Source organism: Pseudomonas sp. 2, assembly GCF_056627435.1.
The window spans coordinates 63,513-82,793 of the sequence record NZ_JBWXNG010000015.1 but is presented as its reverse complement, the minus strand read 5'-3'; the positions used below and the strand labels follow the sequence as shown (position 1 = coordinate 82,793).

Genomic DNA, 19,281 nt, shown 5'->3' with positions numbered 1-19,281 from the left:
CGGCAGCGCGTTAGGATGGCGCCATGAACCGAGTGCCTTGCAGTGAGAAATCCATGACCGACAGCGCCAAATCGACACCGACAAAGCATGAGATCACCCATCGCGAAACCTGCTTCAAGGGGTTCTACCAGCTCGATCGTCTGCAACTGCGTCACGAGCTGTTCGATGGCGGCATGAGCCCGCAGATCAAGCGCGAGCTGTTTGTGCGTCACGATGCGGTGTGCGTTTTGCCCTACGACGCCAAACGCGATCAAGTGGTGCTGATCGAGCAGTTTCGTGTGGGCGTGGTCGGCAAGCATCCCAACCCGTGGCTGATCGAAATGGTCGCAGGTCTCATCGATAAAAAAGAACAGCCCGAAGAGGTTGCTCACCGCGAAGGAGAGGAGGAAGCTGGGCTTGTCTTCGACGCGTTGTGGCCGATCACCAAATACTTTCCATCGCCCGGCGGCAGCAATGAATTCGTTCATCTGTACCTGGGCAAGTGCGACAGTGAGGGGGCCGGTGGGGTCCATGGGCTCGAGGAGGAGGCCGAAGACATCCGTGTGTCGGTCTGGTCGTTCGACGACGCGATGCAAGCCGTGAAAGACGGACGCATCGTCAACGCTGCAACTATCATCGCAATACAATGGCTGGCGCTTAATCGCGCCGAAATCAGGGGGCTGTGGTCGTGAATCTTCTGCGCGAGCGCTACCGTGTCGACCTTGCCGGGCTGCAGGCAGCCTGCGAGGCGAACTACGCGCGCTTGATGCGTCTGTTACCTGACATGCGCAACGAACAACGCTCGCGCCGGGTGGCCGTCACCCAGGGCGATCAGATGCTCGGCGTGCTGGCCGTCGAGGTGGTGCAGAACTGCCCGTACACCTCGACCCTGCTGGTGCGCCAGGAACACAGCCTGCCATGGCTGCCGGTGCCGGTGCTGGAAGTGCAGGTCTACCACGACGCGCGCATGGCCGAAGTGGTCGGCGCCGAACATGCGCGGCGCTTTCGCGGCATCTATCCGTACCCCAACGCGCACATGCACCAGCCCGACGAAAAGGCCCAGCTCAACCTGTTTCTTGGCGAGTGGCTGAGCCATTGCCTGGCGTGCGGGCATGAGTTCGAGGCGGTTCGCTGAATCCACTCAATTGCCTCTCGTAGCAGCACGGCTTGCCGGCGGGGCGGTGTTCCTGCGCATGATGCGTTGTCTGATACAACGCTCCCGCCGGCAAGCCGGACTGCTACGGTCTGCCTCCAACACCGTGTTGATCTTGCACAGATGAGAACTGCCACCCGTATCCGGGTTTGCCGTTGCCACAATCAAACACCATAATCCGGCCATAACCGCTCAAGGAGATGGCCTTTGCCGAGCGCAACTCCCGATTCATCTTCCGTCCTGTTGGTGCAACTGTCCGACAGCCACCTGTTCGCCGAGGCGGACGGCGCGCTGCTGGGCATGACCACGCGCGACAGCCTCAAGGCCGTGGTTGATCAAGTGCTCGCCGAGCAGCCGCAGATCGATCTGGTGTTGGCCACCGGCGATCTGTCCCAGGACGGCACGGTCGAGTCCTACCAGGCGTTTCGTCAGCAGAGCGAGCGGCTCGACGCGCCCAAGCGCTGGTTGCCGGGCAATCACGACGAATTGCGCGAGATGGCGATTGCCGCGCAGCAGAGCGACGTGCTGGACCCAGTGGTCGACATCGGCAACTGGCGTGTGACCATGCTCGATTCTGCCGTGCCGGGCTCGGTGCCGGGTTATCTGGAGGACAAGCAACTGCAACTGCTCGCTCAGGCCTTGAGCGAAGCGCCGCAACGCCATCATTTGATCTGTCTGCACCATCACCCGGTGCCGATCGGCGCGGCCTGGATGGCGCCGATCGGGCTGCGCAACCCTGAAGCGCTGTTTTCGGTGCTGGAGCGTTTCCCACAAGCCCGCGCTCTGCTTTGGGGCCATGTGCATCAGGAATTCGACCAGCTGCATCACGGGCTGCGCCTGATGGCCTCGCCGTCGACCTGCATTCAGTTCGCGCCCAATAGCCAAGACTTTGCCCTGGATGCGAAGGCGCCGGGCTATCGCTGGCTGCGGCTGTTCGACGACGGGCAGATCGAGACCGGCGTGTCGCGCATCGACCCGGAACTGTTCGAAGTCGACCTCAGTGGCGCCGGATATTGAAGGAAATGTCCTGATTTCGCCGCAAACCACCAACAAACGAGTGTTCACGCCGTTGTCCCTGTAAACTGCGTGGCTTTGGATTTCCTCGTGGGAGCCAGCAAGCCAGCTCCCGCAGGCTCAGGAGGCTTTTCGTGAATCCGGATCACTCCACGCTTCTATATATCCACGGCCTGAACAGCTCGGCGCTGTCGAAAAAGGCCACGCAACTGGCATCCCTCATGCAAACGCTGGGGTTGAGCGAGCAATTGCGTGTGCCCGAGTTGCATCATCACCCGCGTCAGGCTATCGCCCAGCTAGAGTCGGCGATCGAGGAACTAGGCGGTCGGCCATTACTGGTCGGCAGCTCGCTCGGCGGCTACTATGCGACTCACTTGGCCGAGCGCCACGGTTTGAAGGCGGTTCTGATCAACCCGGCGGTCAATCCGCACCAGCTGTTCGACGGTTTTCTGGGCACGCAAACGAACCTGTACACCGGCCAAACCTGGGAGCTGACCCACGACCACGTGGACGCCTTGGCAGAATTGGAGGTGCCCGCACCACAGGACCCGCAGCGCATTCAGGTGTGGCTGCAGACCGGTGACGAAACCCTGGATTACCGGCGCGCCCAGGCGTTCTACCGCGCTTGTGCGTTGCGCATCGAGGCCGGCGGGGACCATAGCTTTCAGGGCTTCACCGAGAAGCTGCCCGCGCTGCTGAGCTTTGCCGGGTTCGCTCCCGAGCTGCTGCAGGCTATCGATCTGTCGTCGCTGTAAGCGTTTCAGGCGGATCGAAGGGTTTGCTGCAACAAACATGTAGAACATTCTTGTAACAAAAGTGGCAACCCGAAATTTCATGAACGACTTGATGACGAGACCCCATGGCCAATCCCAGCGCTAGCTCTTATAACGCAGACGCCATCGAAGTCCTCTCGGGCCTCGACCCGGTCCGCAAACGGCCGGGCATGTACACCGACACCACACGGCCGAACCACCTGGCCCAGGAAGTCATCGACAACAGCGTCGACGAAGCTCTGGCCGGTCACGCCCGTTCGGTGCAGGTCATCCTGCACGCCGACAACTCCCTTGAGGTCGCCGACGACGGTCGCGGCATGCCGGTGGACATCCACCCGGAAGAGGGCGTCTCGGGCGTCGAACTGATCCTCACCAAACTGCACGCGGGCGGCAAGTTCTCCAACAAGAACTACCAGTTCTCCGGCGGCCTGCACGGCGTGGGCATCTCGGTGGTCAACGCGCTGTCCACCCAAGTGCGGGTGCGGGTCAAGCGTGACGGCAACGAATACGAAATGTCCTTCGCCGACGGCTTCAAGGCCAGCGAACTGGCGGTCGTCGGCACGGTGGGCAAGCGCAACACCGGCACCAGCGTGTTCTTCTCGCCGGACCCGAAGTATTTCGACAGCCCCAAATTCTCGGTCAGCCGCCTCAAGCACGTGCTCAAGGCCAAGGCCGTTCTGTGCCCGGGCCTGACGGTCAGCTTCGAAGACAAAGGCACCGGCGAGAAGGTCGAGTGGCATTACGAAGACGGCCTGCGTTCGTATCTGCAGGACTCGGTCAGTGACTTCCTGCGCCTGCCGGAAGAACCCTTCTGTGGCGCCTTTGCCGGTAACAAAGAGGCTGTGGACTGGGCGCTGCTGTGGCTGCCCGAAGGCGGCGACAGCGTGCAGGAGAGCTACGTCAACCTGATTCCGACAGCCCAGGGCGGTACTCACGTCAACGGCCTGCGCCAGGGCCTGCTCGATGCGATGCGCGAGTTCTGCGAATTCCGCAACCTGTTGCCGCGGGGCGTGAAGCTGGCGCCGGAAGACGTCTGGGAGCGCATCGCGTTCGTCCTGTCGATGAAGATGCAGGAACCGCAATTCTCCGGCCAGACCAAAGAGCGCCTGTCGTCCCGTGAGGCGGCGGCGTTCGTGTCGGGCGTGGTCAAAGACGCTTTTAGCCTGTGGCTCAACGCACACCCTGAAATGGGCATGCAACTGGCGGAGCTGGCGATCAACAACGCTGGTCGTCGTCTGAAGGCCAGCAAGAAGGTCGAGCGCAAGCGCATCACCCAGGGGCCGGCATTGCCGGGCAAGCTGGCGGACTGCGCGGGCCAGGACCCGATGCGCGCCGAGCTGTTCCTGGTCGAGGGTGACTCCGCAGGCGGTTCGGCCAAGCAAGCGCGGGACAAGGAATTCCAGGCGATCCTGCCGTTGCGCGGCAAGATCCTCAACACTTGGGAAGTGGACGGCGGCGAAGTGCTTGCCAGCCAGGAAGTGCATAACATCGCGGTGGCCATCGGTGTCGACCCGGGCGCCACGGACCTGGGGCAGCTGCGCTACGGCAAGATCTGCATCCTCGCCGACGCCGACTCCGACGGCCTGCACATCGCCACCTTGCTGTGCGCGCTGTTCGTCCAGCACTTCCGCGCGCTGGTCGATGCCGGCCACGTCTATGTCGCGATGCCGCCGCTATACCGCATCGACCTGGGCAAAGACATCTACTACGCCCTGGACGAAGCCGAGCGTGACGGCATTCTCGACCGCCTGGTGGCCGAGAAGAAACGCGGCAAGCCGCAGGTCACCCGATTCAAAGGCCTGGGTGAGATGAACCCGCCTCAGCTGCGCGAAACCACCATGGACCCGAACACCCGGCGCCTGGTGCAACTGACGCTGGACGATTTCGAGGCCACTTCGCAAATGATGGACATGCTGCTGGCCAAGAAACGCGCGGGCGACCGCAAGGCCTGGCTGGAATCCAAAGGCAACCTGGCCGAGGTGATGGTTTGATGCGAGCGTGGCTGGCCGCCTTGCTGCTGGCCGCCACTCCCGCCTTCGCCGCCCCGTTGCCGGAGCTCAAGCTGTTGTCCGAGCATCCGGTGGACGACATGGTCGGCGGCAACCTCTCGGGCCTGGCGTCGTGCGATGGCGTGCTGTGGACGGTTTCCGACCGCGACGACACGTTGCTGTATCGCCTCGACACCTCGGCGACGGTGTGGAAGGCGCGGGCGCAGGTGCTGGAGATCCCGCCGATCCCCGACAGCGGCCTGTCGGCGACACTGCGCGGCATGGCCAAGGCGTCGGCGCTGGTGCGTGGCGGCGATCTGGATTTCGAAGGCGTGAGCTGCGACGCGGCGGGCAACCGCTATCTCGTCAGCGAAGCCTACGCCACGGTGCTGAAAGTGCCGGTGGACGGCGCGCCGACCTGGCTCGACCTGCCGCAGAAACTGGTTCAGGAAGCGCAGGCGGCGGGCATGCTCCAGCACTTCAATGCGATTTTCGAAGGCATTGCGATCAACCCGGCGGGTGACCGGATCTGGCTGGCCGCCGAGCGGGAAAAGCGCGGGTTGCTGACGGCGAAGCTGGGCAACGACGGCTGGCAGTGCGACGCCAGCTGCATCCTCAAGGTCGAGTCGGGCAACGACATTCTGCCGCCGCAACTGGGCGGCAAGTCGGTGTCCAAGGACTTCTCCGACATTTCGCTGTACAAGGGCAAGCTCTACACCCTTGAGCGCGCGGCGTACCGAATCTGCCGGCGGACCCTGGAAACCGGGCAACTGGAGACCTGCTGGTCGTTCGCCAAAGAGGCGCTGAAACCCAACCGGCTTTACGATCAGAAATACGGCCTGACCGAAGCGCTGATCATTGACGAGACGGGCGCCTGGGTGGGCACCGACAACAATTTCGGTGCCCGCGCCGATGGCGAGAAACGCCCCATCGTCTGGCGCTTCGCTGCGCCTGAGGGCGGCTGGAGCGGCAAGCCTTGACCCAGGCTCCACCCGGCAAACGGGCCGGGCGTCTGATGCTGATCATCGTCTGGGCCGCGGCGCTGTTTCTGGCGACGCGGTTTTTTGGCGAGTGGGAGCAGCGTCAGGAGAATCCCAATACCAGCGTGACCTCCCAACACGGGGACGGTTACGTCGAGGTGCAACTGGTGAGCAATCGCCAGGGGCACTTCGTGATGACGGGGCAGATCAACGCCCGCCCCGTTCAGTTCATGCTCGACACCGGGGCGACCAACGTCGCGATCCCGCAAGAGGTGGCTGAAAAATTGAAGCTGCAGCGTGGGGCGCAGGTCGAGGTGAGCACGGCCAACGGCCGCACCGAGGCGTTCCGCACCACGCTGGATCGCCTGCAAATCGGCGATATCGTCCTGGATAACGTGCGCGCCCTGGTGGTGCCCGGCCTGGACGGCGATCAGGTGCTGCTGGGCATGAGCGCCATCAAACAACTCGAATTCACCCAGCGCGGCGGCACCTTGCTGCTGCGCCAGACGACAAAATGATGAGGCCCGCATGAGCGACTCCCTTGACCTCAGCCTGGACGGCGTAGAACGCCGGTCGCTGGCTGACTTCACCGAACAGGCCTATCTGAACTACTCCATGTACGTGATCATGGACCGCGCCTTGCCGCACATCGGCGACGGCCTGAAGCCTGTACAGCGGCGTATTGTCTACGCCATGAGCGAGTTGGGGCTGGATGCCGACGCCAAGCACAAGAAGTCGGCGCGGACCGTCGGTGACGTGCTCGGTAAATTCCACCCCCACGGCGACTCGGCCTGTTACGAAGCCATGGTGCTGATGGCGCAGTCCTTCAGTTATCGCTACACGTTGGTCGACGGCCAGGGCAATTGGGGTGCGCCGGACGATCCGAAGTCCTTCGCGGCCATGCGTTACACCGAGGCGCGTCTGTCGCGCTATTCCGAAGTGCTGCTCAGCGAGCTGGGCCAAGGCACGGCGGACTGGGTGCCGAACTTCGACGGCACGCTGGATGAGCCAGCGGTGCTGCCGGCGCGCCTGCCCAACATCCTGCTCAATGGCACCACCGGTATCGCCGTGGGCATGGCCACCGACGTACCGCCGCACAACCTGCGCGAAGTCGCTTCGGCCTGCGTGCGCCTGCTCGACGAGCCCAAGGCCACCATCGAGCAGCTGTGCGAGCACGTGCAAGGCCCGGATTACCCGACCGAAGCGGAAATCATCACGCCGCGCGCCGACCTGCTGAAAATCTACGAAAGCGGTCGTGGCTCGGTGCGCATGCGCGCCGTGTATCGCGCCGAAGACGGCGACATCGTGGTCACCGCATTGCCGCATCAAGTCTCCGGTGCCAAGGTGCTGGAGCAGATCGCCGCGCAGATGCAGGCCAAGAAACTGCCGATGGTCGCCGACCTGCGCGACGAATCGGACCACGAAAACCCGTGCCGCATCGTGATCATCCCGCGCTCCAACCGCGTTGATGCCGACGAGCTGATGCAGCACCTGTTCGCCACCACGGATCTGGAATCCAGCTACCGGGTGAACATCAACATCATCGGCCTGGACGGCAAGCCGCAGCTGAAAAACCTCAAGGCGCTGCTCAGCGAATGGCTGCAGTTCCGTATCACCACGGTGCGCCGCCGCCTGCAGTTCCGCCTGGACAAGGTCGAGAAGCGCCTGCACCTGTTGGAAGGTTTGCTCACTGCGTACCTGAACCTGGACGAAGTGATCCACATCATCCGCACCGCCGAGCACCCGAAGGCCGAGCTGATCGCGCGCTTCGAGCTGTCCGAGATTCAGGCCGACTACATCCTCGACACCCGTCTGCGTCAGTTGGCGCGTCTGGAAGAGATGAAGCTGCGCGGTGAGCAGGACGAACTGCTCAAGGAACAGGCCAAGTTGCTGGCGCTGCTGGGCAGCGAGACCAAGCTGAAGAAGCTGGTGCGCACCGAGCTGCTCAAGGACGCGGAAACCTATGGCGACGATCGCCGCTCGCCCATCGTCGAGCGCGCAGAGGCCAAGGCGCTGTCCGAAAACGAACTGATGCCGACCGAACCTGTGACCGTCGTGCTGTCGGAAAAAGGCTGGGTGCGTTGCGCCAAGGGCCATGACATCGACGCGACAGGGCTGTCCTACAAGGCCGGCGACGGCTTCAAGGCGGCGGCCATGGGTCGCTCCAACCAGTTTGCCGTGTTCATCGACTCCACTGGGCGCAGCTACTCGCTGGCGGCGCACACCTTGCCATCCGCGCGCGGTCAGGGCGACCCGCTGACCGGCCGTCTGACACCGCCGCCAGCGGCGACCTTTGAATGCGTGCTGCTGCCGGACGACGAGGCGCTGTACGTCATCGCCTCCGACGCCGGTTACGGTTTCGTGGTCAAGGGCGAGGACCTGCAGGCCAAGAACAAGGCGGGCAAGGGCCTGGTCAGCCTGCCGACGGGCGCCAAGGTGATCCTGCCGCGTCTGGTGCCGGATCGCGAGAACAACTGGCTGGCGGCGGTCACCACCGAAGGCCGCCTGCTGGTGTTCAAGATCAGCGATCTGCCGCAACTGGGCAAAGGCAAGGGCAACAAGATCATCGGCATTCCAGGGGATCGAGTGGCCAGCCGCGAGGAATACGTCACCGATCTGGCGGTCATTCCCGAGGGCGCGACACTGGTGCTTCAGGCTGGGAAGCGTACGCTGTCTCTGAAACCGGATGACCTCGATCACTACAAGGGTGAGCGAGGCAGACGTGGCAATAAGCTACCACGCGGTTTCCAGCGAGTTGATGCATTATTAGTGGAAAGCGCTACGTAAACGGCCGTTTTCAGCGCTTGATCTTCGTATTGTCACCAAGATCGACGCAGAATCGCTGGAGTCATCGGGCATATTCACGGATGATATGACGTCCTTTGGCGCCAGCGTGGCTGAGTGCCTTCATGTTTCTTGTGTATTTGACGTTGTGGGCCCGATTTAGGGTGCCCACCTGGACGGAATGATGAATTTTCTACGCGTTCCTTTTGTTCTGTTGTTAACCGGCGTTCTGGGTTTGGCCGGGTGCAGTGTTCATCAGCCTCAATCGCTCTATCAACTGGACAGCGGCGAGCCAGGCCAACCAAAACAAAGTGCCGGCGTGGCTGTATTGCTCGGGCCGGTTTCCGTTGCTGACTACCTGCAACGGGAAACATTACTGCAGCGTCAGTCCGATGGCAGCCTGACTGCTTCGAAGGACGGTCGCTGGGCGGGCAGTCTTTCCGCCGACATCGATCAACTGCTGCTGCGCCAACTGGCGTGGAAGCTCGACAGCCAGCGCGTGGTGATGGCGCCTGCGGCGGCGAACTTCACGCCGGATGTGCAGGTGGTGTTGTCGATCACTCGCCTGGACTCCGGTGAGAATCAACCTGCGGTACTCGACGCCCAATGGCGCCTGCTGGACCGCCGCGGCACCGTGCGCGACAGCAAGCTGGTGCACCTGGAAGAGCCCCATGCCGGTACCTCGGCCGCTCAGGTCAAGGCCCAGGGCGTGCTGTTGCAGCGTCTTGCAGAGCAGCTCAGCGCTGCGGTCAAGCCTGTCGCGGCTCAGCCTCTGGTTGCCGAAGAGCCTAAGAAAGCCGCTCAGCCAGCCAAGACCCGCACCGATCAGGACAAGCCGAAGATCCCGATGGCCTCGCCCATCCGCACCGATCTGGAAGTGTTCCGCTTCTGAGGATCACGGCCCACAAAAAAGCCCGCAGCGATGCGGGCTTTTTTGTGGGCGTCATATCGACGCTTTTGATCTTTTGTAGCCGTCCGGCTTGCCGGCGGTATCGATCTTGAGGGTATTACCGCCGGCAAGTCGTGCTGCTACGGATGCCGATCGGGGTTGTAATCCCTGTAGGAGCGAATTCATTCGCGATTGGCCGGCACGTCCGACGCATCTCTATCGCCTGATCCACCTTCGCGAATGAATTCGCTCCTACAGAGACCGTGTACGGCTGATCAAACCTTGCGCGCCTCATGCATGCGCGCCAGTTGGCGTTCAAGCATCGACGGATATGGCTCCATCAGGCGTTCCACGCAGCTGGCGCCCTCAGGGCTGGCGATCGGGCGGATGCGGGCGCGTTGGCGGATGGTGTGGTCTTCGCTGATCTTGCGCTCCACCAGCAGCAGGTTGCGGCTGTGTTGCGACAGGGCCAGTGCGTCCTGAGCGGTTTCGGTCAGCAGCAGGTCGATCTGGTCCATGCCGTGCAGGCCTTCGCCCAGGGTCAGGCCCAGCTGCAATTGCAGGGTGATGCCGCTGTCGGCCACTTCGATCTGCAACGCGTGGCTCAGGGCCCGCAGCAGCTCGCCGCAGCAAATGGCGTTGGTCAGATAGTCATCGCCGCTGTCCTGGGTGCTGAAGACCATCAACGAACTGCCGTCGTTCAGGGTGTGCAGTTCGCTGTCGTACAACGAGGCGGCCTGGTCGATGCAGTCGCGATAGCGATCCAGGAGTTCGGTCAGACGGGCGCGGGGCAGGCGACGCAGTTGCTCCTGCGAACCCAGCTGCACGGCCAGCACGGCGCTGTATTGCGGGGTCAGCGGCACTACCGGCAGAACAGGGCGCGGAGCAGGCTTTGCAGCGGCCACCGGGGTTTCGTCACGCAGGTCGGCGAACGGGTCGTCTTCGTCTTCCTGGTCTTCTTCGGCCACGATGCGGCGGGCCGGGATGGCCGTTGCGCGCGGTTTCGGCGCGTCGTCGAAGTCAGGGTCGTTCAGGTCGCTGGCGTCGAACTCGGGCGAGGCATCGTCGTCTTCGTCGACGTGCTCAGGCTCCGGAACGGGCGCTGGCTCAGGCTCCGGCGGCGCGTAGGAGGCCTTGAGCTGACGCGCCAGGTCGCCGATCTCGTCCTGACGATCGGTGGCCGGCGTGTACGGGTCGATGTAACGCAGCCACATGCGCAATTGCAGCATGGGCGTTGAGATGTGCCGACCCAGGCGCAGGCTCAGGGCCAGCGCCAATGCCAGCAGGATACCGGCCAGAATGCCCATGCTCTGCAGGCTGATGGTCAACGGCTGCTGGAACTGGCTCATGTCCAGGCTGATGCGCAGGGTGCCTGCGACCACGTCCTGGAAGGTGATCTTGATTTCGTACAGGCCCTCGGCCTCGCCCAGCAGGCCGTTTTTCGGGCGCTGGCCGGCTTCGGCAAGGATGCGGTTATCCATGCTGTAGATGGCCGCGTGGGCCACCAGCGGGTTCTTGACCAGATTGCCCAGCAACACGTTGAGGCTGAGGATGTCGTTGGACACCAACAGCTCAGTGGCCGAGGTCGCGGTTTGCGTGGTCAGGGCCTGGCCCAGCGCGTCGGCCTGCTCGTGCATGGCTTGCTTGAACTGCAAACCCATCACGCAGGCGTAGATCACCAGCGCCAGCGCGACGAGGATCACGTTGTGGCTGGCGATGCGCAAAGCTATCGGAACGCGTCGGTGACGCAATGCCCGGAAGATCAGCAAGAAGAAATTATCGGTTTTTACTGGCGTGGGCCGGTTCACTGAGCACGGCTCTCTTGGAGAAGTTGGGGCGCAGTATAGCGAGCGACCCAGATGCGGCAAAGCGCTCGCTGTGCCCGGTGGTCACTGAAAGTGCGTAGAATGCGGTTTTTTTCCACTGCGGGGGTGCGCCTTGCGCGAAATTGTCCTGATAAACATCACCGGCGAAGACCGTCCGGGTCTCACTGCGGCCTTCACCGGCGTTCTGGCCCAGGGTGGCGTCGATGTGCTGGATATCGGTCAGGCCGTGATCCACGACACGCTGTCGTTCGGCATTCTGGTGCAGATTCCGGATACCGAAAACGGTTCGAAGGTTCTGGATCAGGTCCAGGCCAAAGCCGATGAACTGGGGCAGCAGGTGCTGTTCACGCACGTCAGTGAAGACGATTACCAGCACTGGGTCGACGATCAGGGCAAGGACCGGCACATCGTCACGCTGCTGACCCGCAAGGTCACGGCCGAGCAGTTGCAGACGGTCAGTGCGATCACTGCGAAATACGGCCTGAACATCGACCGCATCGACCGCCTTTCCGGGCGCATGCCGCTGGACATGCCGAGCGACAAGGGCAAGGGCTGCGTCGAGTTTTCCGTGCGCGGCGAGCCTGCCGACGCCCAGCAGATGCGCGCCGAGTTCCTGCACGTGGCGCAGGAGCTGAACGTCGATATCGCGTTCCAGCAAGATTCGCTGTTCCGCCGCAATCGCCGTCTGGCCGTGTTCGACATGGACTCGACGCTGATCGAAGCCGAAGTCATCGACGAACTGGCCAAGGCCCATGGCGTGGGCGACCGCGTGTCGGAAATCACCGAGCGCGCCATGCGTGGCGAACTGGATTTCCGCGCCAGCTTCAAGGAGCGACTGGCGCTGCTCAAGGGCCTGGACATCAAGGTGCTGGATGAAATCGGTGCTTCGCTGCGCCTGACCGAAGGCGCCGAAACCCTGTTCGCCGAACTCAAGCGCCTGGGTTACAAGACTGCGATCCTGTCCGGCGGCTTCACCTACTTCGCCCGTCAGCTGCAGGCGAAACTGGGCATCGACTACATCTTCGCCAACGAGCTGGAAGTGGTCGACGGCAAGTGCACGGGCGTTGCGGTCGAGCCGATCGTCGATGCCCAGCGTAAGGCCGACCTGCTGCGCGAGCTGGCGAGCAAGGAAGGTCTGAGCCTGGAGCAGACCATTGCCGTGGGCGATGGCGCGAACGATCTGCCGATGCTGGCGATCGCGGGCCTGGGTGTGGCATTCCGCGCCAAGCCATTGGTCAAGCAATCGGCCAAACAGGCGATTTCGACGCTGGGTCTGGATGGTGTGTTGTACCTGTTGGGCTTCCGCGATCGCGAAGGGCGCAGCGCCTAAATTGAGGCGATAATGTGGGAGCCGGCTCGCTGGCGAATGCGTCAGATCAGACGCCCATGTGTTGAATGACACACCGCTTCGCCAGCAAGCCGGCTCCCACAAGTCTGTGTTGCCTTCAGCTACAATACCGTCCACAACGAATCGAATTCCTGCTCCGGCGCGTTGGCGTCCGGGGCGGTTTTCTTCGGTCCTTCCAGAATCTGATATTCGAACTGGTTGTAGCTGCCGGTCGTCGCCTTGCGGTTTTTCAGGGTCGCGCGGCGTTCGTCGCCACTGGTGTTGATCATCACCTTGGAGCCGTCCTCGAACGGCAAGCGGGGCGCGACCACGGTGGCGGGCACATCGATGGCCCGCACTTCAGGCAGCAGCAACGCCCGCAGGTACTGGCTGCTCTGTTCTTCGCGCAGCAACTGCATGCCACACGCCTGGGCGAACGGCGCGATCAGTTCGACGCCCATTTGCGTGCCGCCGCTGCGCACCTGACGCACCCAGCGCACCACCGCGATACTCCAGCCATGGCCGTGATCCTGAATGCCGATCACCTCGCCGGCCTGCAACTGGTCGGGCACATCCTTGGGCCAGGCCAGGCAATAGCCGCCAGGGCTGTGGTTGACGATATTCAGGCTGTAGGTGGGAAAACCCTTCTGCGCATCGGAAGCCGGCGCGCCGCCATCGGCTTCGTCGCGCTGGTATTCGATTTCCTCGAACGGCAGCATCGTCGACGAAGTGCCGGTGCGTTGCACGTCCATGGCCTGGCCCCACGGGTCATGCCGCGCGGGCTCCAGCGGTTCGAGGGTGTATTCGGTGATCTTGCTCACGGTCGCCGCCGGCACCAGCAGTAGGTCGGAGAAGCAGGTTTGCCCGCCGACAAAATAGTGCAGCGCGCTCATGCCGACGCAGACGGTCAGCGTGCCCTGGCCCGGCATGCGCTGAAAGGCGCGCTCCGAGACATCGCCCCAGGCCGCAGCCAGATGCTGCAAAACGTCGACCGAAAGGCCCGGCGGCACGTGCAGATAAGATTGCGAGCGCTGCTCGACGGGCGTGTCAATGTAGCGCTGCAAGGCTGCCGACAGCGCCCGGGGATTGATCCCCAGCAACTTGCTGCGCTGCTCCTCGGTAAACAGCGAGGTGTAGCGCGGCGCAGCGTCGGTGCCATGGGCCACGGCGTACAGGCTGGTCTCATCCAGCGGCTGTTGCAGGGTGATCATGGCGCTCCAGGCATCCAGCGCATCGGCCAGTTTTCCGATGTTGTGCTGGCGCATCTGGTTGCAACGGGAACAGCCCATCAGCAGCGCGACGATGTAGGTCTGTTCCACCGTCAGGGTGCGCGTGTGGTGCGCCTGATTGTCAGCGACCGGGATGTTGTGCAGTTGGAGCTGGCGAGCGATCTGGTAGATCTGGTGCAGCTCCAGCCACAGGCCGTCCTGCACCGGGCAGTAAAGCTGGTTGGCCCGGATCAGCGGGCCGTTGAGGCAATGCAGCGCCCGTTGCAGGGCGGTGGCCAGCAGCGTGATGCGGTCGCGGGTGAGCTTGGGCGCCACCTTGGCGATGATCTGTTTGTAGCCGATCGCCAAGTGGCTTTGCAGCGCCTGGCACAGGTTGGCGACCTTGCGCGGGCGCTCTTCGAGCACTACCGACTGGTTGAGAAAGTGCCGCTCCAGGTGCTTGCACACGAAAAACACTTCTGGGCGCAGCAGCTCGAGCAATTGCAGACGGTTATCGCTAGGGGTGAGCAGCTGGTTCAGTTCGCCGAGCCCCTGATAGAGCTGGCGGGCCATTTCGCCGAGGTTGGCTTTTGGCAGGGTGGAGATCCACCTTTTGAGGTCCTTCGGCGTCGCGTCACAGAACGACAGGCTCGACTGCGTCGGCACGGGCGCGCGCAACAACAGAGGGAGGCTCAAATTACTCATGTGACGGGTTAACTCCAAAAGCTACTGGCTCGAAAGGCTGCGAAAAACTGCATCGATAAATGTGCGCAGGCCGAGCGAAACGAGCAAGTTTACGTCAATTGGAAGCGAAATTTCCTACAACGCCGATAAACGACTTTACCACCATCGTTCTGCAATCACAGTCTTAATATCAAAGTGATATTGTATCGGCCATGATACGTCGGGTTCATGAAGGTTTCTGGCGGGCTGCATTCGGCGAATCCAGCCCGTCAAAAAACTTTGTCACGATATGTCAGGCAATAATCAGGCCTGAGCGGGGGTGGCCAGCAACTGACCCATTTGCGTTGGCGAACCTGCGGCCAGTGTTTCGGCCCATTTCACCTGATTCGGCCCGAACAGCACGATGGCGGTCGAGCCCAGTTTGAAGCGGCCAAGCTCTGCGCCTTTTTCCAGATGAATCGGCGCACGTGCCGCTTCGTCATAGCGGAAGGTTTTCAGCTCGCGCTTTGGCGGCGTGACCAGGCCGGCCCACACGGTTTCGATGGAAGCCACGATCATCGCGCCCACCAGCACCACGGCCATCGGCCCGCGCTCGGTGTCGAACAGGCACACCACACGCTCGTTGCGGGCGAACAGCTCAGGCACGTTTTCGGCGGTGGTCTGGTTGACCGAGAACAGGCGGCCCGGCACGTAGACCATCTCGCGCAGCGTACCGGCCAACGGCATGTGCACGCGGTGGTAATCCTTCGGCGACAGGTAGATGGTGGCGAACTCGCCGCCCATGAACGGTGCCGACAGGCGCGCGTCGCCACCGAGCAGTTCCAGTGCGCTGAAGCTGTGGCCCTTGGCCTGGAAGATGCGGCCGTGTTCGATCGGGCCCAGCTGGCTCACTGCGCCGTCGGCCGGGCACAGAATCGCGCCGGGGGTTTCGTCCAGCGGGCGGGCGCCGGGCTTCAACGCGCGGGTGAAGAAGTCGTTGAAGTGCGGGTAGGCGGTGCAGTCCTCGACCAGGGCCTGGGACATGTCGACCTGATAGCGACGCACGAACCACTGGGTGAACGCGTTCTTGAACCAGCGCACGCGGCATTCGGCCACGCAGCCGGCCAGGCGCGAGAGCAGGTGGTGCGGCAGCAGGTATTGGAAAAGGATAAACAGACGCTGTTTCATCAAGATTCCTAAGGTGTTTCGAAAAAAGGTTGAAGGCCCGGTGTCGGGTCACTTCTCGATCGGCGTGTCCGGGTGGTTGCCCCATTCGCCCCACGATCCGGCATAGCCCTTGATGCGTGGGTAGCCCAGCGCCTTGGCCACCAGATAGGTGAAGCCGGAGCGGTGGTGGGTCTGGCAGTGGGTGATGACTTCTTTGTCCGGCGTGATACCCAGCTCTTCGAGGATCTGCAGCATGTCGCTGCGGATGCGCAGGTTGCGCGCCTTGTCCATGCCGGCGGTCCATTCGAAGTTCACCGCGCCCGGGATGTGGCCGCCGCGGGCTGCGACCAGTTTTTCACCGGAGTATTCCAGCGGGCCGCGAGCGTCCCAGATCGCCAGATCGGCGGCGCCCAGGCGGCTCTGCAGGTATTCGCGGGTGGCGGTGGGTTCGTCGTGCAGAGTTAGTGGCACCGGGCCACCAACTGCGGCAGGCACCTCGCGCGACAGCGGCAGGCCTTCGGCTTCCCAGGAGAGAACGCCGCCATCCAGATAGTGGTATTTCGAATGGCCGATGACGTCCAGCAGCCAGATGAAACGCCCGGCCCAGCCACCGCCTTCATCGTCGTACACCACGTAGACGGCGTCCGGGTTGTGGCCCAGTTCGCCGAACAGCGCTTCGAGTTGCGGCTGGGTCGGCAAAAGGCCCGGCGCCGGTGGCTGGCCCAGTTGCGTGCGCTTCGGATCGACGAAGCGCGCGCCGGGAATGTGGCCGGCCTCATAACGGGCGGCACTGGTCAGGTCGACCAGAATTAGCTCTGAAGCACCAAGGCGTGCCTGCAGATCGGCGGGCTCGATCACCAGGGGCAAGCTTGAAAAGGCAGACATGTGAGGTCTCCAGATCGCGAAAAAGAGGCGAATTGTAGCTCAGCTGTCAGCCATTGCGTTGGCTAAAGGTGGTCAGTGCCTTCTCGATGCATTGCCCGGTTTTTCCGAAGGCCTGCACGGTGACCTCCGAGAACGGCCCGCCGCCCTGATCGGCCGCCACTAGCATCAGCACCCGGCCATTGCTGGCCAGCGAACGAATCAGCAGGTTTTCCCCGCTGAACAGGCCGCGCAACTGAGGCGGCAGCAGCGCGGAAAACTGCGCGTTGTTGCCCGGCGTCAGGCGCAATTGCGTGGCCTGTGCCAGCAGGCGCTGCAGGACGGTGCTCTCCTTGTAGGGAATCAACAACGCGGCGGCGGCCTTGTCCACCCCGGCAATCTGATGCACCCGCAGGCAGTCGTTTTTGCGGTCGAGCATCATCAGCACCACCCGCTGCATGCCGCAAGCCTCCAGCGCCTCGCGGGCGCAGATGGTCAGGTGCATGGCGTTAGTGAAAACGCTCGGCTCCTTGAGCAGATCGCCGCAGTGCTTGCGCCAGGTCTGTATCGCCTCGGCCGACGGCGGCGGCGCGGGCAGCAGGCCCTTGTGCACCCGGCGCGTGTCCCACGGCCAGAGCAATGCTTCGGCCGGATGCCAGACGCCCGGCGCGGCATGCTGGCGGGCGCTGGCGGCGGCGTTCTGGTGCACCTGCTGTTGCAGCTCCATCAGCGGTTGTTGCAGATACAGGCTGGTCAGTAGTTGCCAGCGCAGGTTGTGCGGGGTATCCCAGGCCTGTTGCGCCGACAGCGCCAGCCCGTTGGCCAGCAGAATGGTATTGGCGGGTTGATTGAGCCATCGACGCAACGGCAGGTCGGCGTCGAGTGCCTGCTGCTGTTTGAGCGGCTCTTCGTTCTCGTGGGCGATGCGCAGCACTTTCACCAGATTGCGTTGCTCGTTCATCAACAGGTTGTAACCCTGTGTGACCCAGATCGGCAGCCGCCAGCGCTCGGCAAGCGCCTGGCAGACTTCCAGCAGGCGCACGCCAAACAGGGCCTTTTCCACGCGCTTGGCGCACTCGCCCTTGTGGATAACCCGTAGTTCCCATTCCTCCAGCAGCTTGGGGTGAGCCAGCGCCATGGGCCACAGCGGCGCGAGAAACAACAGGCTGCCCAGATGGATGTCTTGCCACAGCCGCGCCAACTGGTTGGCGAACAGGCCATAAGCCTGCTGGGTCGCGTGCTGGCTGATCAACTGCAACTGACGCAGCGCCACCGGAATCTGCTGCAATTCCACGCTGGGTAAACGCGCCAGCAGGGTGGCGGTGCGCGCCAGGCCCAGGCGGTTGAGCGCCACTTCAAGGCTTTCGGCAGGCTCTGCGAGGCCACCGCTGTGCTGATTGGCTTCCCGCAGCACGCTGAGCACCAGGGCGGGGCTGTCCTGCATCAGATCGGCAATATCGCGCAATGATTTGCGGCTGTCGTTCAGCGCCGACTGCACTTTGGCGTGGGCGATGGCGGGGACGGGCAGGGCAATGCCGTCGAGCTGCGTCAGCCAGGTGTCGACAGTTTGCGGAACGAGGAGCGTCGAAGCTTTATCTGATTGCATTCACAAGACCCATACGGCTGGGAGGTTTTGATCGGCGTCGAATGGTGGCATCATGCTGGCCTTCGCGCTGCTGTGCCCGAGCCAGACAACAGGCAGGATTTTCGCCTGATTTGACTATAGTCTCGCGCACTGGTGCCGATAAGGAGAACAAGAGTTTTGAGCGCTTCTCGCACAATGACCATGAACCCGACTCAGTAAGTATTTTCTACCTATGGCAAAAATTATCGGCATCATCGTCGTTTTCGCGAGCGTACTCGGCGGCTACGTACTTTCCCACGGTCAGATTGCTGCGTTGATCCAGCCTTTCGAGGTGATGATCATCGGCGGTGCCGCGTTCGGTGCATTCCTGCAGGCGAACCCGGGCTACATGACCATGCACGTGATCAAGAAATCCGTGAAGATGTTCGGCTCGCGGTTCACCCATGCCTTCTACCTGGAAGTGCTGGGCCTGATCTACGAGATCCTCAACAAGAGCCGTCGTGAAGGCATGATGGCCATCGAGGGCGATATCGAAGAGCCGGAAAACAGCCCGATCTTCGCCAAATACCCCAGCGTGCTCAAAGACACCCGCATGATCGCGTTCATCTGCGATTACCTGCGCATCATGTCGTCCGGCAACATGGCTCCCCACGAGCTCGAAGGCCTGTTCGACATGGAACTGCTGAGCATGAAGGAAGAACTCGAACACCCATCCCACGCGGTCACCGGTATTGCCGACGGCATGCCTGGTTTCGGTATCGTCGCGGCGGTACTGGGTATCGTGGTGACCATGGCGTCCCTGGGTTCCGGTGACAAGGCGGCGATCGGTATGCACGTCGGTGCGGCGCTGGTCGGTACCTTCTTCGGTATTCTCGCGGCCTACGGCTTCTTCGGCCCGCTGGCGCAGTGCCTGGCCCACGATGCCAAGGAAGAGATGAACGTCTTCGAATCGATCAAGGCGTCCCTGGTGGCTTCGGCCTCGGGCGTGCCGCCTTCGCTGGCCGTCGAGTTCGGCCGCAAGGTCCTGTATCCGGCCCACCGCCCCAGCTTCAGCGAGCTGGAACAAGCTGTTCGCGGTCGTTGA

16 protein-coding genes are annotated in these 19,281 nt (G+C 62.7%); 11 read left to right on the top strand and 5 right to left on the bottom strand.

Annotation, left to right across the window (positions count from 1 at the left end; genetic code table 11):
• Window positions 1-53 precede the first annotated feature (53 nt).
• The 9 genes from AC1MEK_RS22470 (at window position 54) to AC1MEK_RS22430 (ending at window position 9,563) form a co-directional block, all read left to right on the top strand.
• Complete coding sequence (locus AC1MEK_RS22470) at window positions 54-671, top strand: NUDIX domain-containing protein (RefSeq protein WP_480398476.1); 618 nt, start codon at window positions 54-56, stop codon at window positions 669-671.
• Entirely contained in the window at window positions 662-1,114 is a 453-nt protein-coding gene (locus AC1MEK_RS22465; protein WP_480398475.1) for a DUF1249 domain-containing protein, read from the top strand. The genes AC1MEK_RS22470 and AC1MEK_RS22465 overlap by 10 nt, the downstream gene beginning before the upstream one ends.
• A gap of 225 nt (window positions 1,115-1,339) precedes the next feature.
• Window positions 1,340-2,149: a 3',5'-cyclic-AMP phosphodiesterase gene (gene cpdA / locus AC1MEK_RS22460; RefSeq protein WP_480398474.1), complete on the top strand. Its 810-nt coding sequence runs from the start codon at window positions 1,340-1,342 to the stop codon at window positions 2,147-2,149.
• A 131-nt stretch (window positions 2,150-2,280) separates the two neighbouring features.
• Complete coding sequence (locus AC1MEK_RS22455) at window positions 2,281-2,901, top strand: YqiA/YcfP family alpha/beta fold hydrolase (RefSeq protein ID WP_480398473.1); 621 nt, start codon at window positions 2,281-2,283, stop codon at window positions 2,899-2,901.
• A gap of 104 nt (window positions 2,902-3,005) precedes the next feature.
• Complete coding sequence (parE, locus tag AC1MEK_RS22450) at window positions 3,006-4,910, top strand: DNA topoisomerase IV subunit B (protein WP_480398472.1); 1,905 nt, start codon at window positions 3,006-3,008, stop codon at window positions 4,908-4,910.
• On the top strand, window positions 4,910-5,887 hold the full coding sequence (locus AC1MEK_RS22445) for an esterase-like activity of phytase family protein (RefSeq protein ID WP_480398471.1): 978 nt from the start codon (window positions 4,910-4,912) through the stop codon (window positions 5,885-5,887). The genes parE and AC1MEK_RS22445 overlap by 1 nt, the downstream gene beginning before the upstream one ends.
• 35 nt (window positions 5,888-5,922) lie before the next feature.
• Complete coding sequence (locus tag AC1MEK_RS22440; protein WP_480398540.1) at window positions 5,923-6,405, top strand: retropepsin-like aspartic protease family protein; 483 nt, start codon at window positions 5,923-5,925, stop codon at window positions 6,403-6,405.
• 10 nt (window positions 6,406-6,415) lie between these two features.
• Entirely contained in the window at window positions 6,416-8,674 is a 2,259-nt protein-coding gene (parC, locus tag AC1MEK_RS22435; protein ID WP_480398470.1) for a DNA topoisomerase IV subunit A, read from the top strand.
• Between the two features lie 181 nt (window positions 8,675-8,855).
• Entirely contained in the window at window positions 8,856-9,563 is a 708-nt protein-coding gene (locus AC1MEK_RS22430) for a PqiC family protein (RefSeq protein WP_480398469.1), read from the top strand.
• A gap of 272 nt (window positions 9,564-9,835) precedes the next feature.
• Here AC1MEK_RS22430 and AC1MEK_RS22425 read toward each other — a convergent pair whose 3' ends face one another.
• Window positions 9,836-11,368, bottom strand: coding sequence for a histidine kinase (locus AC1MEK_RS22425; RefSeq protein ID WP_480398468.1), 1,533 nt, complete (start codon window positions 11,366-11,368; stop codon window positions 9,836-9,838).
• 130 nt (window positions 11,369-11,498) lie between these two features.
• On the opposite strand from AC1MEK_RS22425, the gene serB reads away from it, so the two are divergent.
• Window positions 11,499-12,716, top strand: a complete 1,218-nt coding sequence (gene serB / locus AC1MEK_RS22420; RefSeq protein WP_480398467.1) for a phosphoserine phosphatase SerB — start codon at window positions 11,499-11,501, stop codon at window positions 12,714-12,716.
• 119 nt (window positions 12,717-12,835) lie between these two features.
• On the opposite strand, the gene AC1MEK_RS22415 is transcribed toward serB, so the two are convergent.
• The 4 genes from AC1MEK_RS22415 to AC1MEK_RS22400 all read right to left on the bottom strand — a co-directional run bounded on the left by AC1MEK_RS22415 (window position 12,836) and on the right by AC1MEK_RS22400 (window position 18,218).
• Window positions 12,836-14,626 (bottom strand): molecular chaperone, encoded by a 1,791-nt coding sequence (locus AC1MEK_RS22415; RefSeq protein WP_480398466.1) that lies wholly within the window; start codon window positions 14,624-14,626, stop codon window positions 12,836-12,838.
• Between the two features lie 282 nt (window positions 14,627-14,908).
• Complete coding sequence (gene asd / locus AC1MEK_RS22410; RefSeq protein WP_480398539.1) at window positions 14,909-15,778, bottom strand: archaetidylserine decarboxylase; 870 nt, start codon at window positions 15,776-15,778, stop codon at window positions 14,909-14,911.
• Between the two features lie 42 nt (window positions 15,779-15,820).
• Window positions 15,821-16,636 carry a thiosulfate sulfurtransferase gene (rhdA, locus tag AC1MEK_RS22405; protein WP_480398465.1) on the bottom strand — a complete coding sequence of 272 codons (816 nt, stop codon included), beginning with the start codon at window positions 16,634-16,636 and terminating at the stop codon, window positions 15,821-15,823.
• Between the two features lie 46 nt (window positions 16,637-16,682).
• A complete protein-coding gene (locus AC1MEK_RS22400; protein WP_480398464.1) occupies window positions 16,683-18,218 on the bottom strand; it encodes an HDOD domain-containing protein in 1,536 nt (511 codons plus the stop codon).
• A 211-nt stretch (window positions 18,219-18,429) separates the two neighbouring features.
• Here AC1MEK_RS22400 and motA point away from each other — a divergent pair, with 211 nt between their 5' ends.
• On the top strand, window positions 18,430-19,281 hold the full coding sequence (gene motA, locus AC1MEK_RS22395) for a flagellar motor stator protein MotA (protein ID WP_480398463.1): 852 nt from the start codon (window positions 18,430-18,432) through the stop codon (window positions 19,279-19,281).